The following is a 17,563-nucleotide window of genomic DNA, read 5'->3' as shown; positions in this document are numbered from 1 at the left end:
ATACTCAAGCGACACGGTCGTGCCGCGACAGGCAATCCGGTCGGCAAAAAAGTCTTGGCGAGCCGAGGCGGCCCGGGTTCGCAAATGAGTGGTTGCTGGCGCTCCCTAGGGGAATCGAACCCCTGTTTCAGCCTTGAGAGGGCCGCGTCCTAACCGCTAGACGAAGGGAGCGTGAGGGAGAGGACATAGCCGCGAATTTGGACGGCGTCGCCTGACCTCGCTCCGAACTTCACCTTTAACGCTCGGTTTTTCTTATCTGCATAGTCACCTAACGTGCGAAACGTAGCAGAGGTAAGTAGCAGCGCAAGGGCAGTCAGCCGGTTAGGCGTTCATAATTCGAGAATGTCTAGCAGAACCACGTCGACATATCGCTTCAACCGAGCCACGTCCTGATGCGTCGAATGAACGTGAGTTGAGAGCGATCCATGATTATAGACTGACCTAGCCAAGTTTCCGGTTAGACCCTCCACCATTTCAACCGCCTCGCTAGGAGAACCCATCGCTGTCTTAGACCGCCCTCTGGCCTTTAAGATGTGCATGACTTTCTGGCGCATGGTCGGCTTCTGCCGATCTTTCTCCAACTTGAACCCGTCCATGGCCATCACCTCGCGGTCTGGCGCCAAGTGATCGAGAACCTCTCGAAGTGCCTCGCGTAGTTCCGTGCCGGAGCCTCTGAAAGATACGCGGCCCGCGTCGGAGAGATCGGCGAGTGCTTGCCGATATGACAGGGCCGCTGAGGGAACGGTCCGTTCCAGAGTTTGTATTATTTGCTTGTCAGAGGATGTAAGCGCCTCATGACTGCGGTGTTCGCCCGCCTTGAGTTCAAGAGCGGCAGAGATCGTTGGAGCAAGTCTTCTGATGATACGCAACCGCTTCTGGTACGCATCTGTCACGTTTCTCGACGAGGCAAGGCGCAGGAGTTCTTGGAAAGCCACGTCGAGCCTCCCGATGGTCTCGTCGTCGATGGCCGCGTTCGACAACAGGGGGCGGGCGTTCCGCATGTACAATTGTGCAGCGGCCCGAGCCTGCCCTCTAGCGCCCTCGTCATTGACGTGAACTGAACGGGTGCGACTTACGGTCCTGTGCAGCGCATCCACTGCGTCGCAGAGCGACTGCCATTCTTGAGTATGGTCCACGTCAGCCTCTGCGATTGCTCTTCCCCTTCACCTTAGGTTTCCGCTTCTTGCGTCGAGCAGGCGATCCTTGAGCCTCGTCAGTCCCCATTCTGTGAACGACCAAGTTGTGTCCCACTGCACTCAGGCGGTATTGACCTCGATCCTTGGCCTCCAAATACCCGGCGTTCTTCGCATTCGTGAGAGCCATCCTTGCAGGCCCCTCTGGCAACCTGAACCGCGCTTGGTTGAAGTACTTCGAGATATCGTCCGCGATGATGTAGTCTCTCCTCTCGCCGTCCTTCGCGAGGTGAGCAAGATAGTACGCGACAAGAGCAACCATATCGTTCACGCTCCTCGGTTGCTTTTCCTCCTTGAGTGAAAGGATGTCAGCGGGCCGCGAGGCCAATTCGGCCAAGGCCGGGGGCGGCGAAGCGAGGTTCAAAGGAGGTGTCATGGTCGGCGCCGCCTCCGTGGAAGCGGATACACCGATGCCGAGCCTCTTGAAGACATAGTCAATGACGTTAGCCCGCGCAGTCGCACCGAGCGGCTCCAACGTCGTTGTCAGAATCTCGATAGCCGCAAGCTCCTTCGCCAAATCGGATTTGGTATCTGCCACCCCTGTTCCTCCTCAACCCCCTAAGCAACCGCAAGTTAAGGCGAGAGGGCCGGGCCAGCAACTCAGGATGTCCAGTATCCAGAGACTTGCGTGAGCGCTGTAACCCGGGACGCTCGCCGGTCGGAAAGGGAATTTCGCGAAAAAATGTGAGACGGCTGCAACATGATGATCCGTGCGGTTTCCCCCCTGGGCAGCCCCTTTAGGGACAGAGCAGAAAGTGCATCTCCGCGTGGCCGCAGCCCTCGTCGGACCCACGAAGTGTATTGTGTATTTTGGGTCTTGAGTTATGGATTCAGACTGTCTACTTTATCGAAATCAACCCATCGTGAACGCGAAAGTCGCATATCCTGAACGATCACGAAGGGTACACCCATCGTGAACAGGAAGGCCGCATGTCCCTCATCGGTTACGCCCGCGTCAGCACCGCCGACCAGAACACCGACACCCAACTCGAACGGCTCAAGGCCGCTGGCTGTGACATCGTCAGGCAGGAGAAGGTCTCAGGCAGGAGCCGCGAGGGCCGAACCGAATTGGAGACCATCCTCGACTTCATCAGACCCGGCGACACGCTGGTCGTAGTGAAGCTCGACAGGCTTGGCCGCTCCACCCGTGACGTGCTGAACCTTGTCCATGAGCTTGATCAGAAGGGCGCATCCCTGCGAATCCTTGAGCCTGATGTCAGCACAGCGGGACCGCTTGGCCGCATGGTGCTGACCGTGCTCGGCATGGTCGCTGAGATGGAGTTGGGCTTCATCAAAGAGCGACAGGCGGCTGGCATTGCCAAAGCCAAGGCCAACGGGGTCTACAAGGGCAGGCCGGTGAGCCTCGATCACAACCAGATCAGGACGCTGCGCTCGCAAGGGCTTGGCGCGACCGCGATTGCGAAGCAGCTTGGGTGTTCACGGGGCGCGATCTACAAGGCGATGAGCGCAGACTAACTTGGCCTCTGTGGGGGTTTGATGTTCGGCCTGTTCCGCAGGATGAAAGAGTTGCGCGAGGCATTCACGGCTGGCGCGACGAACACAGGCAATGTCACGGCCACGATTGGTGACAAGCTGGTACTGAACTGGCACGGGACGCCCTCTCAAAGGGACGGTGTCCTCGCAATGCTGCCGAAGATGCGGGACAGGATGATGCCGGAAGTGGAGTTAGGCAGCTTCGCCGATGGTTTGATTGCGAGCGTCCACGACGACGGCATGTCCTCTGACGGCACAGGAAACAACATGCAGACCATCGCCATGCTCTGGCGGGTGTTCACTACGAAGCTCGATGACGGCACCTACGGCGATCTGATCGGCCACGCCAACATGCACTGCGCCTTTCAACTGCATGAGCAGCCGGGTGAGCAGTTCAAGATCACATGGAAGATCAGCGTCATGCGCGGGCGAGCGACATAGCGCGAGGTCAGGGAGCGGCGTGTCCTAATGTGGCTTGCCGCGCAACTTCCTGATCAGTTCGCGCAGATTCTCGATGTAGTCCTGAATCACGCGACGTGCTTCCGCTTGAAGCTTGTCTCGGTACGGAGGGTCTTCGCCCTCATCATTGTCGGGCTGCTTCATGCCAAAACGGTGGTCCCGGTTAGTGCTGGCCTTTTGATCCATGTCAACGTTTGGCTCACGTTTCGCGTTAGGTAACAGGGGCAGCGGCCATCTCCGGCTTACCTCATGCGCCGTGATGAAACGCCGATGAAGAAGACCGGCCTCCCTGCCGCATCGGAGACCTCAAGAGACCACTCCTGACCGGGCCGGAACTTTCCGTTTATGTCGTTGAGCAGTGCTCCCGCATAGCTGACAGCCTCGCGCCAAGCCGCTTCATCGTCGCGAAGCACTTCCCCTTCGTTGTCCTTGGACGCGGCGACATCATGAACATGGAAGAAGTAGCGGGGCATATACCGCGAACGCGACTTCAACGACTGTTGTTCCTCGCAGTGCGTCCGAGCACCGTCCCACTGGTTCACAGCGCTTGCTCAACGCATGAGCTACACGGCTTAGCCTTGGTCACATATTGTGATTGAAACCTTAAACATTTAATTCCTTTTAATTTGAGTTAATCTTATGATGACGGTTCAACGTTCTGGAGAGTGTCATGACCGAGCAGAATGATGACGACCGGCGCGAATTTCTGAAAACGTGCGGTAAGTTTGCCGTGGTCACGCCTCCCACGGTGACGGCGTTGCTGTCGACATCTCTGACCAGCACCGCTATCGCCAAGTCTGGCGGCGGCTTGGTGGGTGGCCCTCGCGGCAACAACGGCTATGGCAACGGCGGCGGTGACGGCAGCCCAAATGGCAAGCCGGATAAAGACCGCTGACCAACTCATCAGTCGGAACGGTTTGCCGATTGCCAAGTTTTCCCATTACCCTTCCCCAAAGGGTAACTCCGCGCGGCCCCAGCTTCACCGCCCCCCATTGCCCAAGCTGGGGCCGACTTTCGGGTCCGAAAGATAAAGGCCGCATCTTCCAGCGGCCCTCAGTTCTTGTCAGAGGCTTGTTTTGTTCCCCGGCGACGGCCTCAACGTCGACCAGTGGTAATTCGCCCTCGCGCTGGTGAACGAGTTGTAGCGAGACACGTCCTCTGATCCATGCCCCCTTGGATGAGTTCGCCAACCCGCATTGAGTTCCGCTGCATTGTACAAAAAAGCATAGGATCGCAGGCATCTAGAAGGGCGGTCGTCTTGCTCACCACGACCGCACCTTGAGCACGCCAACGATCATCGCGACCTTGAGATCATCGCTGCTTGGCTACGTTCGCGGAGCTGCCTGAGGCTGAGGCTTAGCAGGCTGCTCCGACGATGTAGCAGGAGCTTGCTGCGGTGGAGGGGGCTGATCGCCGCCACCATGGGGGACACAAGTCCCCACGTTGCTCAAGAGCCGTTTGGCCTCAACCTCGCGGGCTTTCTTGTAGTCCCTGCGCCGGTCTATCCTAGCCGCAGCGATGCGATCCCATGCCTCGAAAGCATCGGCATAGTGCTGTCGCATCTGCTCCTCAGCGGCGAGACATTCACTGAACTTGTCGAACACCAAATCAGTGTTGACAGGCGAGACACCGCCCACCAAGACCACCAACATCCACTTCATCTTTGCTACCTCATGTGGATACGGCACAGTGCTCGGCTATTTGGGGGGAAGCAGACCGGGTGAGCGCAACCACTCGCTCATGTGCGAGCCGGTCTCAGCCTGTCGTGCTTTGCGCAGTAGCTCCTCCCTCGCGATTCCTGGCGGAGTGCCTTTGGCTTGTTCACGCAGGCGGATGGCCTCTGCCGCCAGCCGTTCCTCAAGGGAGTGGGTCGGACGCCGTCGCTCTGTCATGATAGTGCCATCCTAGTGAACGCAAGACCGCATGGGGCCGTCCCTCGCCGAGACAGCCCAACGCGGTCGGGGTAGTGTGCCGACCGAACCGGGAAAAACCAGCAAGATATTTTGTTTTTCACGCGGAACCATTTCAGAGGCGATTACGTCTTCATCGCCCTACTGCATATGGCAGATGCCATATGGGCAACGGCTTCGCTTCACCTTCTATTCAAGCAAGGTTTCTACAGCGCCCCTCACCACGGCGTATAGGTGAAGAAGATGTCCTTTGACGCGATGGCCGCTGCGGTTGACTGGCTTGATGCCTACCGCGCTAGCGATGTTGAAGCGATCTTGGATTTGTACGCGGAAGATGCAGTGGTCACTGCGGCTGCGGCGGCATAAAGACCGTGTCGGGTCGGGAAGCGCTTCGCGCATATTGGGTTGACCGGCTTCGAGTTCGTCCGGCCTCTAGTCTCGACGATCTTCAACCGTTGTCTGAGGGAACGGCAATCTCGTACATCACTCCGAATGGGACGGTCAGCGCGGTGCTCAAGTTCGACGCGGCAGGTAAGATCAAGACCGTCGATTGTGGACTATCCAAGTCTGCCGACTGAGATGGTCAACCCGACGTTATTTCCAAATCTCCTCGCGGCAGTCATGACAGCGATAGATTGGCACCAGCCGGTCGTTCTTCACGTCGAGGATTGACGTGGTGTAGCGCGAGGGCATTTTGCACTTTGGACACGTTGGCCCCCACTGCGGCGGCCGGGGTGAAGGCTCTGCTTCCTTAGTTTCGGACACCACTCAACCTCAAAAGGGCCGGTTCCAAATACCAATAGAGGACTGTCGTTTCCCTGATCGCGAAAAGCGCGAGCAAGTCGAGTAGCCACCGAAGTTGGCAACCAAGTGGCGCTGAATGGCGCGGTCGGTTCCATACCGTTACGATTCCGCGAACCTCGCGATACTGCGACCTATCCACATATGGATAGGTTTTTCAATGACTTAGCCACAATGCAGCCTTACCGAAAGCCTATGAGGCGGTGTCCCGGCCTGAACGTAATGTGTCCCTCAGGTTCCGAGATTGGAACACACACATCCTAATACGTTTGCCGATGCGTCAAATCACGACCGACACTCGCCTTTCCGCAGCGGAACGGAACGCCATCGTCCTTGCTGCGGGCCTTCCGTGCCAAGCAACCGGGTGTGGGAATAAGGCCACCCGCTGGTCAAACCTATGCGGCCTCTGCGAACGCCAGTTCCTTGAGGACATGAAGCCGGTCTTCGGCAAGCCCACAAAGGAGCAGCTTGCGGCGGCGGAGGCAGCGGTCCGGGAACACTACGCCGACAAGATCAGTAGTGGCGTGTTCGATGACTGGTCATCACAGATCGGCAGGACGTTCTCCCGCCCGCTCGCGATGCTGCCTGCCCCGCTCGCGTTGAAGCGCCGCCGATACCCCAAGCAACGCTATGACGCCCTACTGGCCTTGCGGACAAGGGACAGGGGCATCCTGACCCGGCGAGGCGTGGTCAACCTGTTGGCCTTTGCATTGGCCGTCGATGCTTTCATCACACCCAACATCCCCCAACCTGTCCGCAACGACTACATGATCGCGTTACTCGGTCAGCGGTTCATGCGCAGGGAAGTCTACAGCCGCACGATCATGCGCTACCGCAGCCGCCGCGAGAAGACCGGCGCCATCCGCTACGGGCCTAACGGTCCAGAAGAACTGACCCGTCTCGTTGAGGAGGAAGTCCCCACGAAGGAATACTGCCGCATCCGCCGTGCTGATTTGCGATACGTCGGCAGGCGGCTGTGGAAGGCGATGGAAAAGATGCTCTTGTCGGGAGGCAGGGTTGGAAGCGAGTGGAAAGCGATGATGGATCAGGTCAGACATCGGGCAGCCTGATCAGTGTTATCCTCAAAACCCAGCACGAAGCGAGCAAAGCCGATCAAGCATCGCTGGTTCGATCAGTGGCTCATCGCTAGAGACGGCCCGCTAACGGCTCTTGTTCACCAGATCACGGCCTTGATTCAGAATCGGGAACAGCGCGAGCGAGCACGGCGTCCCGACGACCGGAAGAACCACCTTCGCGTCATAGAAGGCGTGGTCTGCAATCTCGCTTACGCAGTAATCAGCCCACCGCTTACCGGATGGCTCGCCATCAACACCCGCAACGGTGAGCGCGGCAAGGGCAGATACGACAATAGGGCGTTCGGCACGACGACATACAGGAAAGTCTTAACGCTGCTTGAGGCCACCGGCGTATTGCAGCGTCAAATCTCGGACGCGATAAGGGGAGAGGTTAGTTCTATAAAGCCGACCTCCCGCTTTGCTGACATGATTGTCGAGGCGAACATCGCGCTCCCGCATTTCGCCCGTGATCCGTCACAGGAGTTGCTGTTGCTCACGCGGGTGATCCGGAACCAGTCGCCAATAACTCACAAGTGGACGAAGACGAGGAAGTTGGAGGACTACATCGACACGCTGGATACGCTGAGCTACCGGGCGGCAGTGAGAGAACTGAATGCGTTCCTGGACAGCGCGGACATCTCGTTCATCGACGATGGCCTTGAGCCTGCGGTAGACCCCTACGGCCGGACACTGACCCGGCGCTTCACAATCTTCGACGCTCAGGAACATCGGTTCGATCAGGTCGGACGGCTGTTCGGTGGCTTTTGGATGTCGATGAAGCGGGAAAGGCGGAAGCAGATCAGGATCGATGGTGAAGCCGTGGCCGAACTCGACTACTCGACCATGTTCACGAGGCTGGCTTACGCCGACCTGTGGTTACAACCGCCTGAGGGCGACCTTTACGCTGTCCCCGGCCTTGAGGCTCACCGGAGCGGCGTTAAGCTGGCTATGAACTGCTTCCTGTTCGATGAGACCCCGAACCGCAGGACATGGCCGAAGGACATGAGCCTTAGTGCCGAAACAGGCGCGGAGGCTACGGAGGAGGACACCTTCAAGGGCAAGCTCCCTGACCGCTGGACGGTCAACAAGACCAAGAAGGCCATTCTGACGGTCCATCCCGCTCTAGAGCGAGCGTGGGGCCGTGGCCTTGGCTACCGCCTGATGTGGCAGGAGAGCGAGATACTGCTCGCCGTTCTGCGTGAGTTGATGGAGCAGAACATCGTGGCTCTCGGTCTCCATGATGGTCTCCTTGTACCCATGTCGAAGGCGGAGATCGCCCTTGAGACAATGCGGAGCCAGTCGAAGGCTATCGTGGGCGTTGAGTTGCCCTGCTCAATAAAGACTTGAGGAGAGGCGATCCTTACGCTTCCCGTACATGGAGTAAGCAGTAGGTTTTCACTCCTCTATTCACTGAGGTTCACAAGCCTTTACCCCGCTCACGTCTCCAACCTGACCTACATCGTTGATGATGGTCTTCATCCATCTATCCTTACCCTGATAGACCAGTGAGCCGGGTAGACACGGCCACTGCCGTCTAGCCCTGCCGTTCACGACGATGATGATGAAGATGATGGATTATTGTCCATCACCTGACTTGCCTCGCGATTACCGATGCCGGTGGTCATAGCCGCGATGAGCTGAATTCAGGAAGGATCGACGTGCTTTGGTGAACTCTCGCTAGGAGGGCCTTAGGAAGCCTAGGATTCGTTTTATTTGGTCCGAGCGGGATAGAGCCGGTGGCTCGGTGAACGCACGAGCGGACTCCAGAAGCCCATGGGCGCTTACGGCACGAACGCATGGATGTTGACGCCATCAAATCGGACCCTGCCAATCTCCTCAAGCAGTCGGGGCATCGGATAGCCGCTGTCCCGGACACCATCAGCGTCACGCTTGCGCCCGTAGCGAGCGCCGACGCTGTGGTTTGAATGCCCGACAAGGTGGTTGATGACGACCTCGTCCAGGCCCGCCGCACGGCCGTACCGCTTGAACGTTCCCCGGAAGGAGTGGAACTTCTTCACGGGTTCATCGACCACGTGCTTCGCAAGATACCCGTTGAACCACTCGCTCCACTTGTTGGCACGGCTCGCCAGCTTGCTTCTGTCCTCAAATCCCGGCCACAAGCTCGCCAACGGCCCGACCGCTCTGCGGCGCTCCTCCACGAAGGACAGGAAGCCAAGACGAACCAGTTCTGGATGGACCGGGACACGTCGGATTGAGGAAACGGTCTTGATCCTCTTGTCACCTTCGCGGTCGAAGCGGAACGTCCATAGGTCGGTATCCGGTTCTCTGGCGATGTCCTGAACCAGAAGCTGAATTACCTCAGTGCGGCGAGCACCTTGAAACAGAGCAACCATCGGCACCCATCTTGCAGTCTCGCCACGTCCACGCTTTGGACACACACCGGCGGCGAATACCGGGCTAGACATCAACAATCTCAACTCGTCCTTCGTGAACGGCTCGTAGTAGTCCTCATCTGCGGGATCGACCTCGAACGAGACATCGAAGGGATTGCGCCACCCTGACCCGTCGAAATGGCCGTCCTGTTCGGCACGGGCCAGCACTGCGCCGAGCAGGGTCAGGGATTTGTTGATGGTCGTGGCAGAGCGTAGCTCGTAGGCACTCAGATCGCGTTGTATCAGGACCGGCAGGGTAAGCTGCTTCATGTCAGCGGGAAGACCTTTGGGTATCCGGCTGATTGCGTCTCGATACTCGCGACCATGCCGCTTGTTGATGTAGTGCACCGGCAAATCTCCGAACAACTCAACGAACCTACGACGAGCTGCGTCTGCCTCGATGATCGTGTTGGGAGCGGGCGTCCGAGCGCCCTTCACATCGCCTCCACTGGACCAAGACTGGAACGCCTTGGTTATCGTCAAACCCCTTGAGGACGAAGCCATCCACCCACCGATGGCCTCAGCGCCAGTGGGGGCATTGGCTGGCTTCGAAAACGGCAAGCCGACGCCCCTGGGTTCAATCGAGTTGCTCTTTATTGCGGGTAACTGATCGGCCCCCTTCAACGTGACAGCTTCTTCGGGTTGACCGCTGCCGGTCAGGAACGCTCTCACCGCGTCGAACAGAGTTGCATGTTCCGCGATCTGAATGCCGACACGCTGCTTGGCTTCGCGCTCGACGGTTGTTCTCAACGAAAGCCAGACTGCCGTCTTGAGGCGACCTGCCCGCGTTGGGCTTTCAAGTTGCTTGATGGACTGCGGGACCGAAGGGGGTAGAGGCCGTCCCGCGAGATCGTTGGGCAGGTCGATCTTGAACCAGTAAATTCCGTTCCGCCTGAGCAGATGAGAGACACGCGGCATTCAACGCTTCCCGTAGCACGAAGACGTAGCAGACGAGAAAGCCGAACCGAGTAGTCGTAGCGATGTCAGGCAGTTAGGAAGAAATGGCGCTCCCTAGGGGAATCGAACCCCTGTTTCAGCCTTGAGAGGGCCGCGTCCTAACCGCTAGACGAAGGGAGCGTGAGGGAGAGGACATAGCCGCGAATTTGGACGGCGGCAAGCCTCGATCGGGTGCGAAACTCTCGAATATTCACGATGAGTGCGGTTGAGGCTTAATGCGCGACGGCCTTGTCAGGCGCCTCGCAAACCGCCGGCAGCACTCACGGCGTCTTCAGTTTCTCGATCGCGGCGGCGCCAGCGGCAGGCTCAAACCGGAACAGACCCGCGCCGGCGAAAGAGGCCTTGAAGGGCGATGACGAGCCGATCTGCTCGCCGCTGCTGCCCGCGACCGCCTGATTGAGCAGGTCCTGCACGGGGGCGCCGCCACGCCGGGTGCCGACGCCGAAGTAGTAGGTCTTGCCGGCCTCGATCGGGACTTCGATCTCGTAATCCGCCATCGACAGCTTCATGCGTGTGGCGATCTTGGTGACGCCCGGCGGCCGGTCGACGACGAAGAAAGTCCCCATGTCGACCTTTCCGGCGGACTTGCCATCTATCAGGATCTCGATGGAAGCGGCGAGCCCGCCGATCGCACCCAAAATGCCCTTCTCCCGCAGGAAATAGAGCCGGGCGTTCCGCGAACCCGTCGGCTTGGCTTTTGCTGCGGTTTGCTTGGCCGGAGCTGCGAGCCCAGCCTGTTTGGCGGGAGGTGCCGGCTGCTTGGCCGGCTCTGCAAGCGCCGCAAATCCAGCACAGCCGAGCGATGCGACGACGAATGTCATCGCAACAACGAGTGACTTGATGCGCCCCATTCCTCGGTCCCGGCCCCAACTTTCCCTGCAAGAGCTAAATCAGAAGTTGCGCGGCAAGACAATGTGGACCGGACACGATCCCCAGATCGCGCCGCCTCACGGCTCATTGGCGAATTTCAGCTTTCCGGCCGGCTTCAACGTATGGGCGTCGAAGGTGCGGATCTCGGTGACGCCGCCGAGATCGAGCGTGATCACGAGGCGGTCGCCGGCGACCCCGGTCGCGACGATTTTGGCGCCCTTGGGCAAGGTGGCGGTGACGTCGGCCGCGGATTCAACTGCCCTTCCCTCCGACTTGAAAAGGCGGTAGCCCACCGCGATCAGCACGGCGCAAAATGCCAGCGCCGTGGTTAACCCCGCGATCAGCATCATCCGCCGTACCCGCGCGAACAGCGCAGCCTGCTCGGGGGTCGGTTCGGGAACAGCGGTATCAGACGTCGTCATGGAAAGCTCTGGGTCAGCGCAACGGTTGGAGGTCGTGGTCGGCGGCGACGAGGGCTCGGCCCGGCTCGACCGCGTGCTGGCGGCGCACCTCACCGACCTCTCGCGATCGCGGCTGAAAGCCCTGATCCTGGCGGGTGCGGTGAGCCTGAGGGCCTCCGCGGTCCGCGACCCCGCTTATCACGTCGCATCCGGCGATACGATCACAATCGACGTGCCGGAGGCCGCACCCGCGGAACCGCAAGGCGAGGATATCGCCCTCGACATCGTGTTCGAGGACGACGACATCATCGTCATCAACAAGCCGAAGGGCCTGGTGGTGCACCCCGCGGCCGGTCACGAAACGGGCACGCTGGTGAACGCGCTGATCGCCCATTGCGGCGCTTCGCTCTCGGGTATCGGCGGGGTGCGCCGGCCCGGCATCGTGCACCGGCTCGACAAGGACACGACCGGGCTGATGGTGGTCGCCAAGAACGACCTCGCCCACGCCTCGCTGTCCGCCCAGTTCGCCGACCACGGCCGCACCGGTGAGATGCGGCGCGGCTACATGGCCTTTGCCTGGGGCGTGCCGCACCGCCATCGCGGCACGGTCGACGCGCCGATCGACCGCCATCCCCATGCGCGGGAGAAGATGGCGGTGCGCCAGGGCGGCCGCGAAGCCGTGACCCATTGGGAGATCCTGGAGAGTTATGAGGGCCGCGACGGCAAGGGCGTCGCCGCCCTGCTCGCCTGCGAGCTCGAGACCGGGCGCACCCACCAGATCCGCGTCCACCTCGCCCATATCGGCCATCCCCTGATGGGCGACGCCGTCTATGGCCCGCATTTCAAGACCAAGGCGAACCAGCTCGGCCCCCAGTCGCAGGCAGCTTTGGCGGCGCTGGGCCGGCAGGCCTTACATGCTTACCTGCTGGTATTGGAGCACCCGAGGACGGGAGAACTACTCCACTGGGAGGCCCCTCTGCCGGAGGATTTGCTTCTCCTCCAAAGCTGCCTGAAAGCGGCGCAATGACGCAGCGGCCTTAAGAAAAGCGTTACATTACAAAAAGTTATAGCTGCCACACGGGGACGTGACGTCAGCAATCCTTCCCTTTTCGACCCCCCATGGGGTATATTGCGCCTGCGTGAAATCACCAACGCGGAACATCGCAGCCCGGCCGGCTTTGACACAGCGGTCGTCTGCCTGGCCCGCCGCTATCGGGGGCCTGAACCTTTTGGAGGGCGCACTATGGCCCGTACCGCTGCTTTGCCGGTCCTCAATGGAGAATCCGGCCTTTCTCGCTACCTCGCCGAGATTCGCAAGTTTCCGATGCTGGAGCCCCAGCAGGAATACATGCTCGCCAAGCGTTGGCGCGAGCATGACGATCGCGACGCGGCGCACCAACTCGTCACCAGCCATCTCCGCCTCGTGGCCAAAATCGCCATGGGTTATCGTGGCTACGGCCTACCGATCTCCGAGGTCGTCTCGGAAGGCAATGTCGGCCTGATGCAGGCCGTGAAGCGATTCGAACCCGAGAAGGGGTTCCGTCTCGCCACCTACGCGATGTGGTGGATCAAGGCGTCGATTCAAGAGTACATCCTGCGTTCCTGGTCGCTCGTGAAGATGGGCACCACCGCGAACCAGAAGAAGCTGTTCTTCAACCTGCGCAAGGCGAAGAGCAAGATCAACGCGCTGGACGAAGGCGATCTCCGCCCCGACCAGGTCGCGACCATTGCCAAGCGCCTTGGCGTCACGGCGCAGGACGTGATCGACATGAACCGCCGCCTCGGCGGTGATGCCTCGCTCAACGCGCCGATCCGTGACGACGGCGAAGCCGGCGAATGGCAGGACTGGCTGGTCGACAATACGCCCAACCAGGAAGCCATGATGGCGGAGCATGAGGAGTATGATCACCGCCGTGACGCGCTGAACGGCGCCATGGGCGTGCTCAACCCGCGCGAACGCCGCATCTTCGAGGCCCGCCGCCTCGCCGATGAGCCGATGACATTGGAAGACCTTGCCGCCGAGTTCGGCGTGTCGCGCGAGCGCGTCCGCCAGATCGAGGTCCGCGCCTTCGAGAAGGTGCAGTCCGCGGTCAAGGGCACGATCGCAAGGCAGGAACAAGCTGCGCTGGAAGCCGCGCATTAAGCGGGGCGTGACGGCGCCAGGAATTGGCGGATCGAAGAGAGACAAAAGCCGGCGGCAACGCCGGCTTTTTTGTTTGTGGTGGCGCGCCACGTTTGCTCGCAGCGCTCATGGCGCAAGCGAACTTGCCCGCCTTGAACCGACATTGCCGGCCGACCGACCCAAGATGATCGGACCGACAAGCATCGATGGGACGAACACCGTGTCGATCATCCTGCAATCCACCGTCGGCGGCTTTTCCGCCCAGTTCATGCGCAAGCTGCCGCTGGTCGAGCAGGCGATGCGCGAGCACGGGCTCGAGCCGTCGGAGTTCGTGATCTCGAAGGATTATGCGGGCACGGCAACGATCCCGCGGATGGGCCCGTTCTTCTATAGTTACAGCGTGTTCTTCGGCGAGGAGACATTCACCGTCACCGAGCCGAACGACATGGTGTTCCTGGAGTACTTCTTCAAACGCGTGCTGGCAGCAGATGAGCCGCCGGAATTGCCGCAACGGCCGGGATTGATGCGGCGATTGTTCGGCTGGATGGCGCAGCCGGTTTAGTCATTCCGGGGGCGCACGTAGCGCGAGCCCGGAATCCATGGGATCGCAGAGTTGGTGGACGAGTTGATTCCGGGTTCGCGCCAAGAGGCGCGCCCCGGAATGACGCAACCCACTCCCCCCAAACCCGCGCCAGCGTCGCGAGCCAGCAGCCTTCGCAATAGCGGGCGTCCTTGTAGTCGATCCAATTGTGCGCGTAGACGCGGTCGAGCGGGATGCCGTAGCGCGCGCGCAGCACCTTGACGAGGATCTTCCAGGCCGCGACCTGCGCGTCGGTCGGACCGGCCGCGACGTCGGGGAAATTGCCGGCGAACTCGACGCCGATCGAATTGTCGCCCACGACCTGGCGGTAGGTCGATCGGTTGTCGATATACTTGTTGTCGTTGCGGTTGGCACCGTCGCCATGGGTCGGCACCAGGTTCTCCGCCACCGCCCAATAGACCGTGCCGTCGGTCTCGACCCAGACCGTGACGCCGCGCCGGGTCGGGTTCTTCGCCTGCGCCTGCGCGCCGCCGCGCGCCGAGCCGGCCGGCCCTTCGGTCTGGTGCACGATGATGTTGCGCCAGGGCCTTGCGCTGGCGACGTCCCCCCAAGGCGCCAGCCACACCATCTTCAGGCCGGGAATATCGGGCGTGCCGGAGGCGCGCGCGAGCTTTGCCAGCTCAGCGTCCTCGGCCATGGCGGGAGCGACCAGAAACAGAGCGGCGAGCACGGCCGCGAGCAGGCGAGATATCATGGCGAGGTCAGTCACGGCCCCTGACGTAGCACAGCTCTATGCGAAATGGCGCGCGGGCTCGCCGGGACCGATCGGCGCGGGCGAGATCGGCGGCGCCGGATCGTAGACGGCAAAGTCGTTCTTGCCGTTCTTCTTGGCGGCGTAGAGTGCGTGGTCGGCATGCGCGATCAGGCGGTCCGGAAATTGACCGATGTCGCGATCCCACTGCGCGACGCCGATCGAGATTGCGATCGGAATGTCGCCGCCGGTACAGGTCGCGGCATCCTGGCGGCACACGTCGAGCACGCGGCGGGCGATCGCGGCAGCTTCGCGCAGCGACGACGACGGCAGCACGATGCAGAACTCGTCGCCGCCGGTGCGGGCGAGCATGTCGCCCGGCCTCAATCGCGTCTGGGCCATCAGGGTGAAGTGCTTGAGGCAGGCATCGCCCGCGGCGTGGCCGTGGGTGTCGTTGATGGTCTTGAAGCCGTCGAGATCGATCACCAGCAGCGAGAAGGGCTCGCCGCTGCGCTCCGAGCGAGCGCATTCCTCAGTCAGGCGCTGGAGCAGATGCCGCCGATTGGCGACGCCGGTGAGATCGTCGAGCAGCGCGAGGTCGGCGACCTCATTGCGCAAGCTGTCCATCGCCATCAGCAGGAAGCCGAAATTGAGCGTCATCGACAGGAACAGCAGGCCTAGCACCATGACGGCATGCGCCTGGCCGCCGGCACGCGCCGAGAGATCGTGGCCGAGCAGATTGCCTACCGTGCGCGCGAGCAGGATCGCGAGGATGCTGAGGATGACGATGCCGGACAGCCGGGCACCCGGACTGACGCGGCCTTCCGGCGACAACAACAGACACAGCGCCAGCACCAGCGGCAGGGCCTGACCGAACGTGTAGCTGAGCATGCGTAGCTGCATGTGGTCGAAGCCGACCATGAACACCACGACGCCGGTAAGACTCAAGCACCCCGTCGCGATCATGAGGCGCCAGGAGACCGGGCGGTCATAGAAGCGCTGAATGCCCATGGCAGCGAGGCAGCTCGCGGCGATGACACCCGCCGCTCCAAGCAGAAGCGGAAGAGGAGACACAACGAACAGGCGGATCAGCGCCGTCATCGCGCCGGCCGCGCCGACGAAGGACGAGGCCATCCAGAACCGCGCGGCCGCGAATTTCGGATAGGAGCGCGTCACGTAGGCCCAGATCACGCCGAGCGCCAGGAAGTTGACGACGAAGACCGTCCACAATGTCGGTACGTTCAGCATGGCGCGTGCAGCACGCGCAGCGTCCCGCCCCCCGTCCCTGGCAGCCGTCCGTCCATGACCCATCCCCGTTTTCTTGCGGGGACAATGCGCGGGATGCGCTTAAGGGAGTCTCACTGCGATTTGCGAAACTGCGCCTTTGGTTTTGGATTCCTGAACGGCGCGCCGGCGTTGTCGGATCGTTAAGCCTGTCGCCGCCACAGCGCGCCGGCGCGGCAATGCGGATTCGCGGCCAAAAATCACCCGAAAATGCATCTGAGCTGTGGATAACACGATGACACGGATGTGACGGCGCGGGGCAGGCGCCTCCGAATCTGCTGAGTTTGTCGTCGAGGATGTTGCGAGGCTGGCCCTCCGCCGAGCATCCCTCGTGTCGCGTTCCACCATTAAACCTGAAGAGGATACTATGGCTAAGAAAGCGAAGAAGGCGGCGAAGAAGAAGGCGAAGAAGGCCAAGAAGGCGGCGAAGAAGAAGTAACGAGGCTTCTTTCTCTTTGCCCGGGTGGAGTTTCGCTCCGCCCGGGCGTCGGGCAGGATCGAGCGGGTTTGAAGATGGCGGGCGCAAGGCCCGCTTTTTTATTGGGTGCGCGTTGGAAGTAGTCGTCATGCCCGGGCTTGTCCCGGGCATCCACGCTCTTTGTGCCGCGGCAAGGACGTGGATGGCCGGGACAAGCCCGGCCATGACGCTGTCGGAGCATCGCCCCTGAAAAGGTGGAGAACGTACTTACCGCTCCGCAAACGCGAGCTTGGCGCCGAGGGCGGCGAAGCCGGCGGCGAAACTTCTGCGCAGCCAGGCCATGACGGCGGGACGGGAGATGACGCGCTCGCGCACTGCGGCGGCACAGAGGCCATAGACGACGAACACCGCAAAGGTCATCGCCATGAAGGCGCCGCTCAATTCCAGCATCCGCGCCAGCACATGGACTTCATCCAGCGCGATGAATTGCGGCAGGAAGGCGAGGAAGAAGATCGACAGTTTGGGATTGAGGATGTTGATCAGGAAGCCCGTCACGATGACGCGGCCGTTCGACCGCTCCGCGATCTTGCCCTCGACTGCGAGCGCGCCGGTCTCCCGCAGCGCCTGCCAGGACATGTAGAGCAGATACGCCACGCCGCACCATTTCAAGGCGGCGAAGGCGAGCGCGCTGGTGTGGAGCACGGCGGCAAGACCGAGCATCGCCGCGATCATGTGCGGCACGATCCCCAGCGTGCAGCCGAACGCCGCCGCGATGCTGGCACGCGAGCCGCGGGTGAGCGCGGCGGCCAGCGTGTAGAGCACGCCGGTGCCGGGCGAAGCGACGACGATGAGCGAGGTGAGCAGGAAGGACCAGGTCATGGGCCGACCTTATC

The 17,563-nt window shown here is 61.0% G+C and carries 19 protein-coding genes, 2 tRNA genes and 1 pseudogene; 9 read left to right on the top strand and 13 right to left on the bottom strand.

Annotated elements, in window-relative coordinates; translation table 11 throughout:
* Positions 1-96: 96 nt before the first annotated feature.
* The 3 genes from SE91_RS04445 to SE91_RS04435 form a co-directional block, all read right to left on the bottom strand.
* Positions 97-171 (bottom strand) — tRNA-Glu (locus SE91_RS04445).
* Between the two features lie 158 nt (positions 172-329).
* Entirely contained in the window at positions 330-1,001 is a 672-nt protein-coding gene (locus SE91_RS04440; protein ID WP_061846717.1) for a pPIWI-associating nuclease domain-containing protein, read from the bottom strand.
* A gap of 136 nt (positions 1,002-1,137) precedes the next feature.
* A complete protein-coding gene (locus SE91_RS04435) occupies positions 1,138-1,731 on the bottom strand; it encodes a hypothetical protein (protein WP_061846716.1) in 594 nt (197 codons plus the stop codon).
* Positions 1,732-2,123: 392 nt separating this feature from the next.
* Here SE91_RS04435 and SE91_RS04430 point away from each other — a divergent pair, with 392 nt between their 5' ends.
* Together SE91_RS04430 and SE91_RS04425 are read left to right on the top strand one after the other, a co-directional pair.
* On the top strand, positions 2,124-2,669 hold the full coding sequence (locus tag SE91_RS04430; protein WP_061846715.1) for a recombinase family protein: 546 nt from the start codon (positions 2,124-2,126) through the stop codon (positions 2,667-2,669).
* Between the two features lie 21 nt (positions 2,670-2,690).
* On the top strand, positions 2,691-3,128 hold the full coding sequence (locus SE91_RS04425) for a hypothetical protein (protein ID WP_061846714.1): 438 nt from the start codon (positions 2,691-2,693) through the stop codon (positions 3,126-3,128).
* A 24-nt stretch (positions 3,129-3,152) separates the two neighbouring features.
* Here the strand turns inward: SE91_RS04425 and SE91_RS35955 are convergent, their stop codons facing one another.
* Both SE91_RS35955 and SE91_RS04420 read right to left on the bottom strand, forming a co-directional pair.
* Positions 3,153-3,332: a hypothetical protein gene (locus tag SE91_RS35955; RefSeq protein ID WP_156489452.1), complete on the bottom strand. Its 180-nt coding sequence runs from the start codon at positions 3,330-3,332 to the stop codon at positions 3,153-3,155.
* A 56-nt stretch (positions 3,333-3,388) separates the two neighbouring features.
* Positions 3,389-3,640 carry a DUF6894 family protein gene (locus tag SE91_RS04420; protein WP_245318315.1) on the bottom strand — a complete coding sequence of 84 codons (252 nt, stop codon included), beginning with the start codon at positions 3,638-3,640 and terminating at the stop codon, positions 3,389-3,391.
* A gap of 176 nt (positions 3,641-3,816) precedes the next feature.
* Between SE91_RS04420 and SE91_RS04415 the strand changes: the two genes are divergently transcribed.
* Positions 3,817-4,041, top strand: coding sequence for a hypothetical protein (locus SE91_RS04415; protein ID WP_061846712.1), 225 nt, complete (start codon positions 3,817-3,819; stop codon positions 4,039-4,041).
* Between the two features lie 802 nt (positions 4,042-4,843).
* Here the strand turns inward: SE91_RS04415 and SE91_RS37460 are convergent.
* Complete coding sequence (locus tag SE91_RS37460) at positions 4,844-5,038, bottom strand: hypothetical protein (protein WP_082813659.1); 195 nt, start codon at positions 5,036-5,038, stop codon at positions 4,844-4,846.
* A gap of 261 nt (positions 5,039-5,299) precedes the next feature.
* Between SE91_RS37460 and SE91_RS37990 the strand changes: the two genes are divergently transcribed.
* The 3 genes from SE91_RS37990 (at position 5,300) to SE91_RS04395 (ending at position 8,280) form a co-directional block, all read left to right on the top strand.
* Positions 5,300-5,422, top strand: coding sequence for a hypothetical protein (locus SE91_RS37990; protein WP_283806218.1), 123 nt, complete (start codon positions 5,300-5,302; stop codon positions 5,420-5,422).
* An 866-nt stretch (positions 5,423-6,288) separates the two neighbouring features.
* Entirely contained in the window at positions 6,289-6,927 is a 639-nt protein-coding gene (locus SE91_RS04400) for a hypothetical protein (RefSeq protein WP_156489451.1), read from the top strand.
* A 120-nt stretch (positions 6,928-7,047) separates the two neighbouring features.
* The gene (locus tag SE91_RS04395) at positions 7,048-8,280 is read left to right on the top strand and encodes a hypothetical protein (RefSeq protein WP_156489450.1); all 1,233 of its coding nucleotides are present in this window, start codon (positions 7,048-7,050) and stop codon (positions 8,278-8,280) included.
* Between the two features lie 434 nt (positions 8,281-8,714).
* Here the strand turns inward: SE91_RS04395 and SE91_RS04390 are convergent, their stop codons facing one another.
* From SE91_RS04390 to SE91_RS04375, 4 genes are all read right to left on the bottom strand, one after another.
* Positions 8,715-10,244: a site-specific integrase gene (locus SE91_RS04390; protein WP_061846708.1), complete on the bottom strand. Its 1,530-nt coding sequence runs from the start codon at positions 10,242-10,244 to the stop codon at positions 8,715-8,717.
* Between the two features lie 84 nt (positions 10,245-10,328).
* Positions 10,329-10,403, bottom strand: a tRNA-Glu gene (locus SE91_RS04385).
* Positions 10,404-10,543: 140 nt separating this feature from the next.
* A complete protein-coding gene (locus SE91_RS36875) occupies positions 10,544-11,104 on the bottom strand; it encodes a DUF2846 domain-containing protein (protein WP_283806310.1) in 561 nt (186 codons plus the stop codon).
* 126 nt (positions 11,105-11,230) lie between these two features.
* Entirely contained in the window at positions 11,231-11,575 is a 345-nt protein-coding gene (locus SE91_RS04375) for a hypothetical protein (protein WP_061846706.1), read from the bottom strand.
* Here SE91_RS04375 and SE91_RS04370 point away from each other — a divergent pair.
* The 3 genes from SE91_RS04370 to SE91_RS04360 all read left to right on the top strand — a co-directional run bounded on the left by SE91_RS04370 (position 11,574) and on the right by SE91_RS04360 (position 14,238).
* On the top strand, positions 11,574-12,581 hold the full coding sequence (locus SE91_RS04370) for an RluA family pseudouridine synthase (protein WP_061846705.1): 1,008 nt from the start codon (positions 11,574-11,576) through the stop codon (positions 12,579-12,581). The genes SE91_RS04375 and SE91_RS04370 overlap by 2 nt on opposite strands.
* Positions 12,582-12,797: 216 nt before the next feature.
* Complete coding sequence (gene rpoH, locus SE91_RS04365; protein ID WP_008544924.1) at positions 12,798-13,697, top strand: RNA polymerase sigma factor RpoH; 900 nt, start codon at positions 12,798-12,800, stop codon at positions 13,695-13,697.
* 199 nt (positions 13,698-13,896) lie between these two features.
* The gene (locus tag SE91_RS04360; protein WP_061850947.1) at positions 13,897-14,238 is read left to right on the top strand and encodes a hypothetical protein; all 342 of its coding nucleotides are present in this window, start codon (positions 13,897-13,899) and stop codon (positions 14,236-14,238) included.
* Between the two features lie 112 nt (positions 14,239-14,350).
* Here SE91_RS04360 and SE91_RS04355 read toward each other — a convergent pair.
* The 3 genes and pseudogenes from SE91_RS04355 to SE91_RS04345 all read right to left on the bottom strand — a co-directional run.
* Positions 14,351-14,971: pseudogene (locus tag SE91_RS04355) on the bottom strand (peptidoglycan recognition protein family protein); the annotation flags it as partial.
* Positions 14,972-15,007: 36 nt separating this feature from the next.
* Positions 15,008-16,216 (bottom strand): GGDEF domain-containing protein, encoded by a 1,209-nt coding sequence (locus SE91_RS04350; protein ID WP_061846704.1) that lies wholly within the window; start codon positions 16,214-16,216, stop codon positions 15,008-15,010.
* Between the two features lie 721 nt (positions 16,217-16,937).
* A complete protein-coding gene (locus tag SE91_RS04345; RefSeq protein ID WP_061846703.1) occupies positions 16,938-17,549 on the bottom strand; it encodes a LysE family translocator in 612 nt (203 codons plus the stop codon).
* Between the last annotated feature and the right edge of the window lie 14 nt (positions 17,550-17,563).

Source organism: Bradyrhizobium sp. DOA1, from assembly GCF_001593325.1.
Taxonomy (GTDB): Bacteria; Pseudomonadota; Alphaproteobacteria; order Rhizobiales; family Xanthobacteraceae; genus Bradyrhizobium.
Note: the sequence above shows the minus strand (reverse complement) of the source record. Positions and strands in the feature narration are given on the sequence as shown.

Excerpts from the sequence above, each read along its gene's own strand:
- SE91_RS04440 (WP_061846717.1), bottom strand. The coding sequence starts at position 1,001 with ATGCGGAACGCCCGCCCCCTGTTGTCGAACGCGGCCATCGACGACGAG.
- SE91_RS04430 (WP_061846715.1), top strand. The coding sequence starts at position 2,124 with ATGTCCCTCATCGGTTACGCCCGCGTCAGCACCGCCGACCAGAACACC.
- SE91_RS04425 (WP_061846714.1), top strand. The coding sequence starts at position 2,691 with ATGTTCGGCCTGTTCCGCAGGATGAAAGAGTTGCGCGAGGCATTCACG.
- SE91_RS35955 (WP_156489452.1), bottom strand. The coding sequence starts at position 3,332 with ATGGATCAAAAGGCCAGCACTAACCGGGACCACCGTTTTGGCATGAAG.
- SE91_RS04415 (WP_061846712.1), top strand. The coding sequence starts at position 3,817 with ATGACCGAGCAGAATGATGACGACCGGCGCGAATTTCTGAAAACGTGC.
- SE91_RS37460 (WP_082813659.1), bottom strand. The coding sequence starts at position 5,038 with ATGACAGAGCGACGGCGTCCGACCCACTCCCTTGAGGAACGGCTGGCG.
- SE91_RS37990 (WP_283806218.1), top strand. The coding sequence starts at position 5,300 with ATGTCCTTTGACGCGATGGCCGCTGCGGTTGACTGGCTTGATGCCTAC.
- SE91_RS04400 (WP_156489451.1), top strand. The coding sequence starts at position 6,289 with ATGAAGCCGGTCTTCGGCAAGCCCACAAAGGAGCAGCTTGCGGCGGCG.
- SE91_RS04390 (WP_061846708.1), bottom strand. The coding sequence starts at position 10,244 with ATGCCGCGTGTCTCTCATCTGCTCAGGCGGAACGGAATTTACTGGTTC.
- SE91_RS36875 (WP_283806310.1), bottom strand. The coding sequence starts at position 11,104 with ATGACATTCGTCGTCGCATCGCTCGGCTGTGCTGGATTTGCGGCGCTT.
- SE91_RS04370 (WP_061846705.1), top strand. The coding sequence starts at position 11,574 with ATGGAAAGCTCTGGGTCAGCGCAACGGTTGGAGGTCGTGGTCGGCGGC.
- SE91_RS04375 (WP_061846706.1), bottom strand. The coding sequence starts at position 11,575 with ATGACGACGTCTGATACCGCTGTTCCCGAACCGACCCCCGAGCAGGCT.
- rpoH (WP_008544924.1), top strand. The coding sequence starts at position 12,798 with ATGGCCCGTACCGCTGCTTTGCCGGTCCTCAATGGAGAATCCGGCCTT.
- SE91_RS04350 (WP_061846704.1), bottom strand. The coding sequence starts at position 16,216 with ATGCTGAACGTACCGACATTGTGGACGGTCTTCGTCGTCAACTTCCTG.
- SE91_RS04345 (WP_061846703.1), bottom strand. The coding sequence starts at position 17,549 with ATGACCTGGTCCTTCCTGCTCACCTCGCTCATCGTCGTCGCTTCGCCC.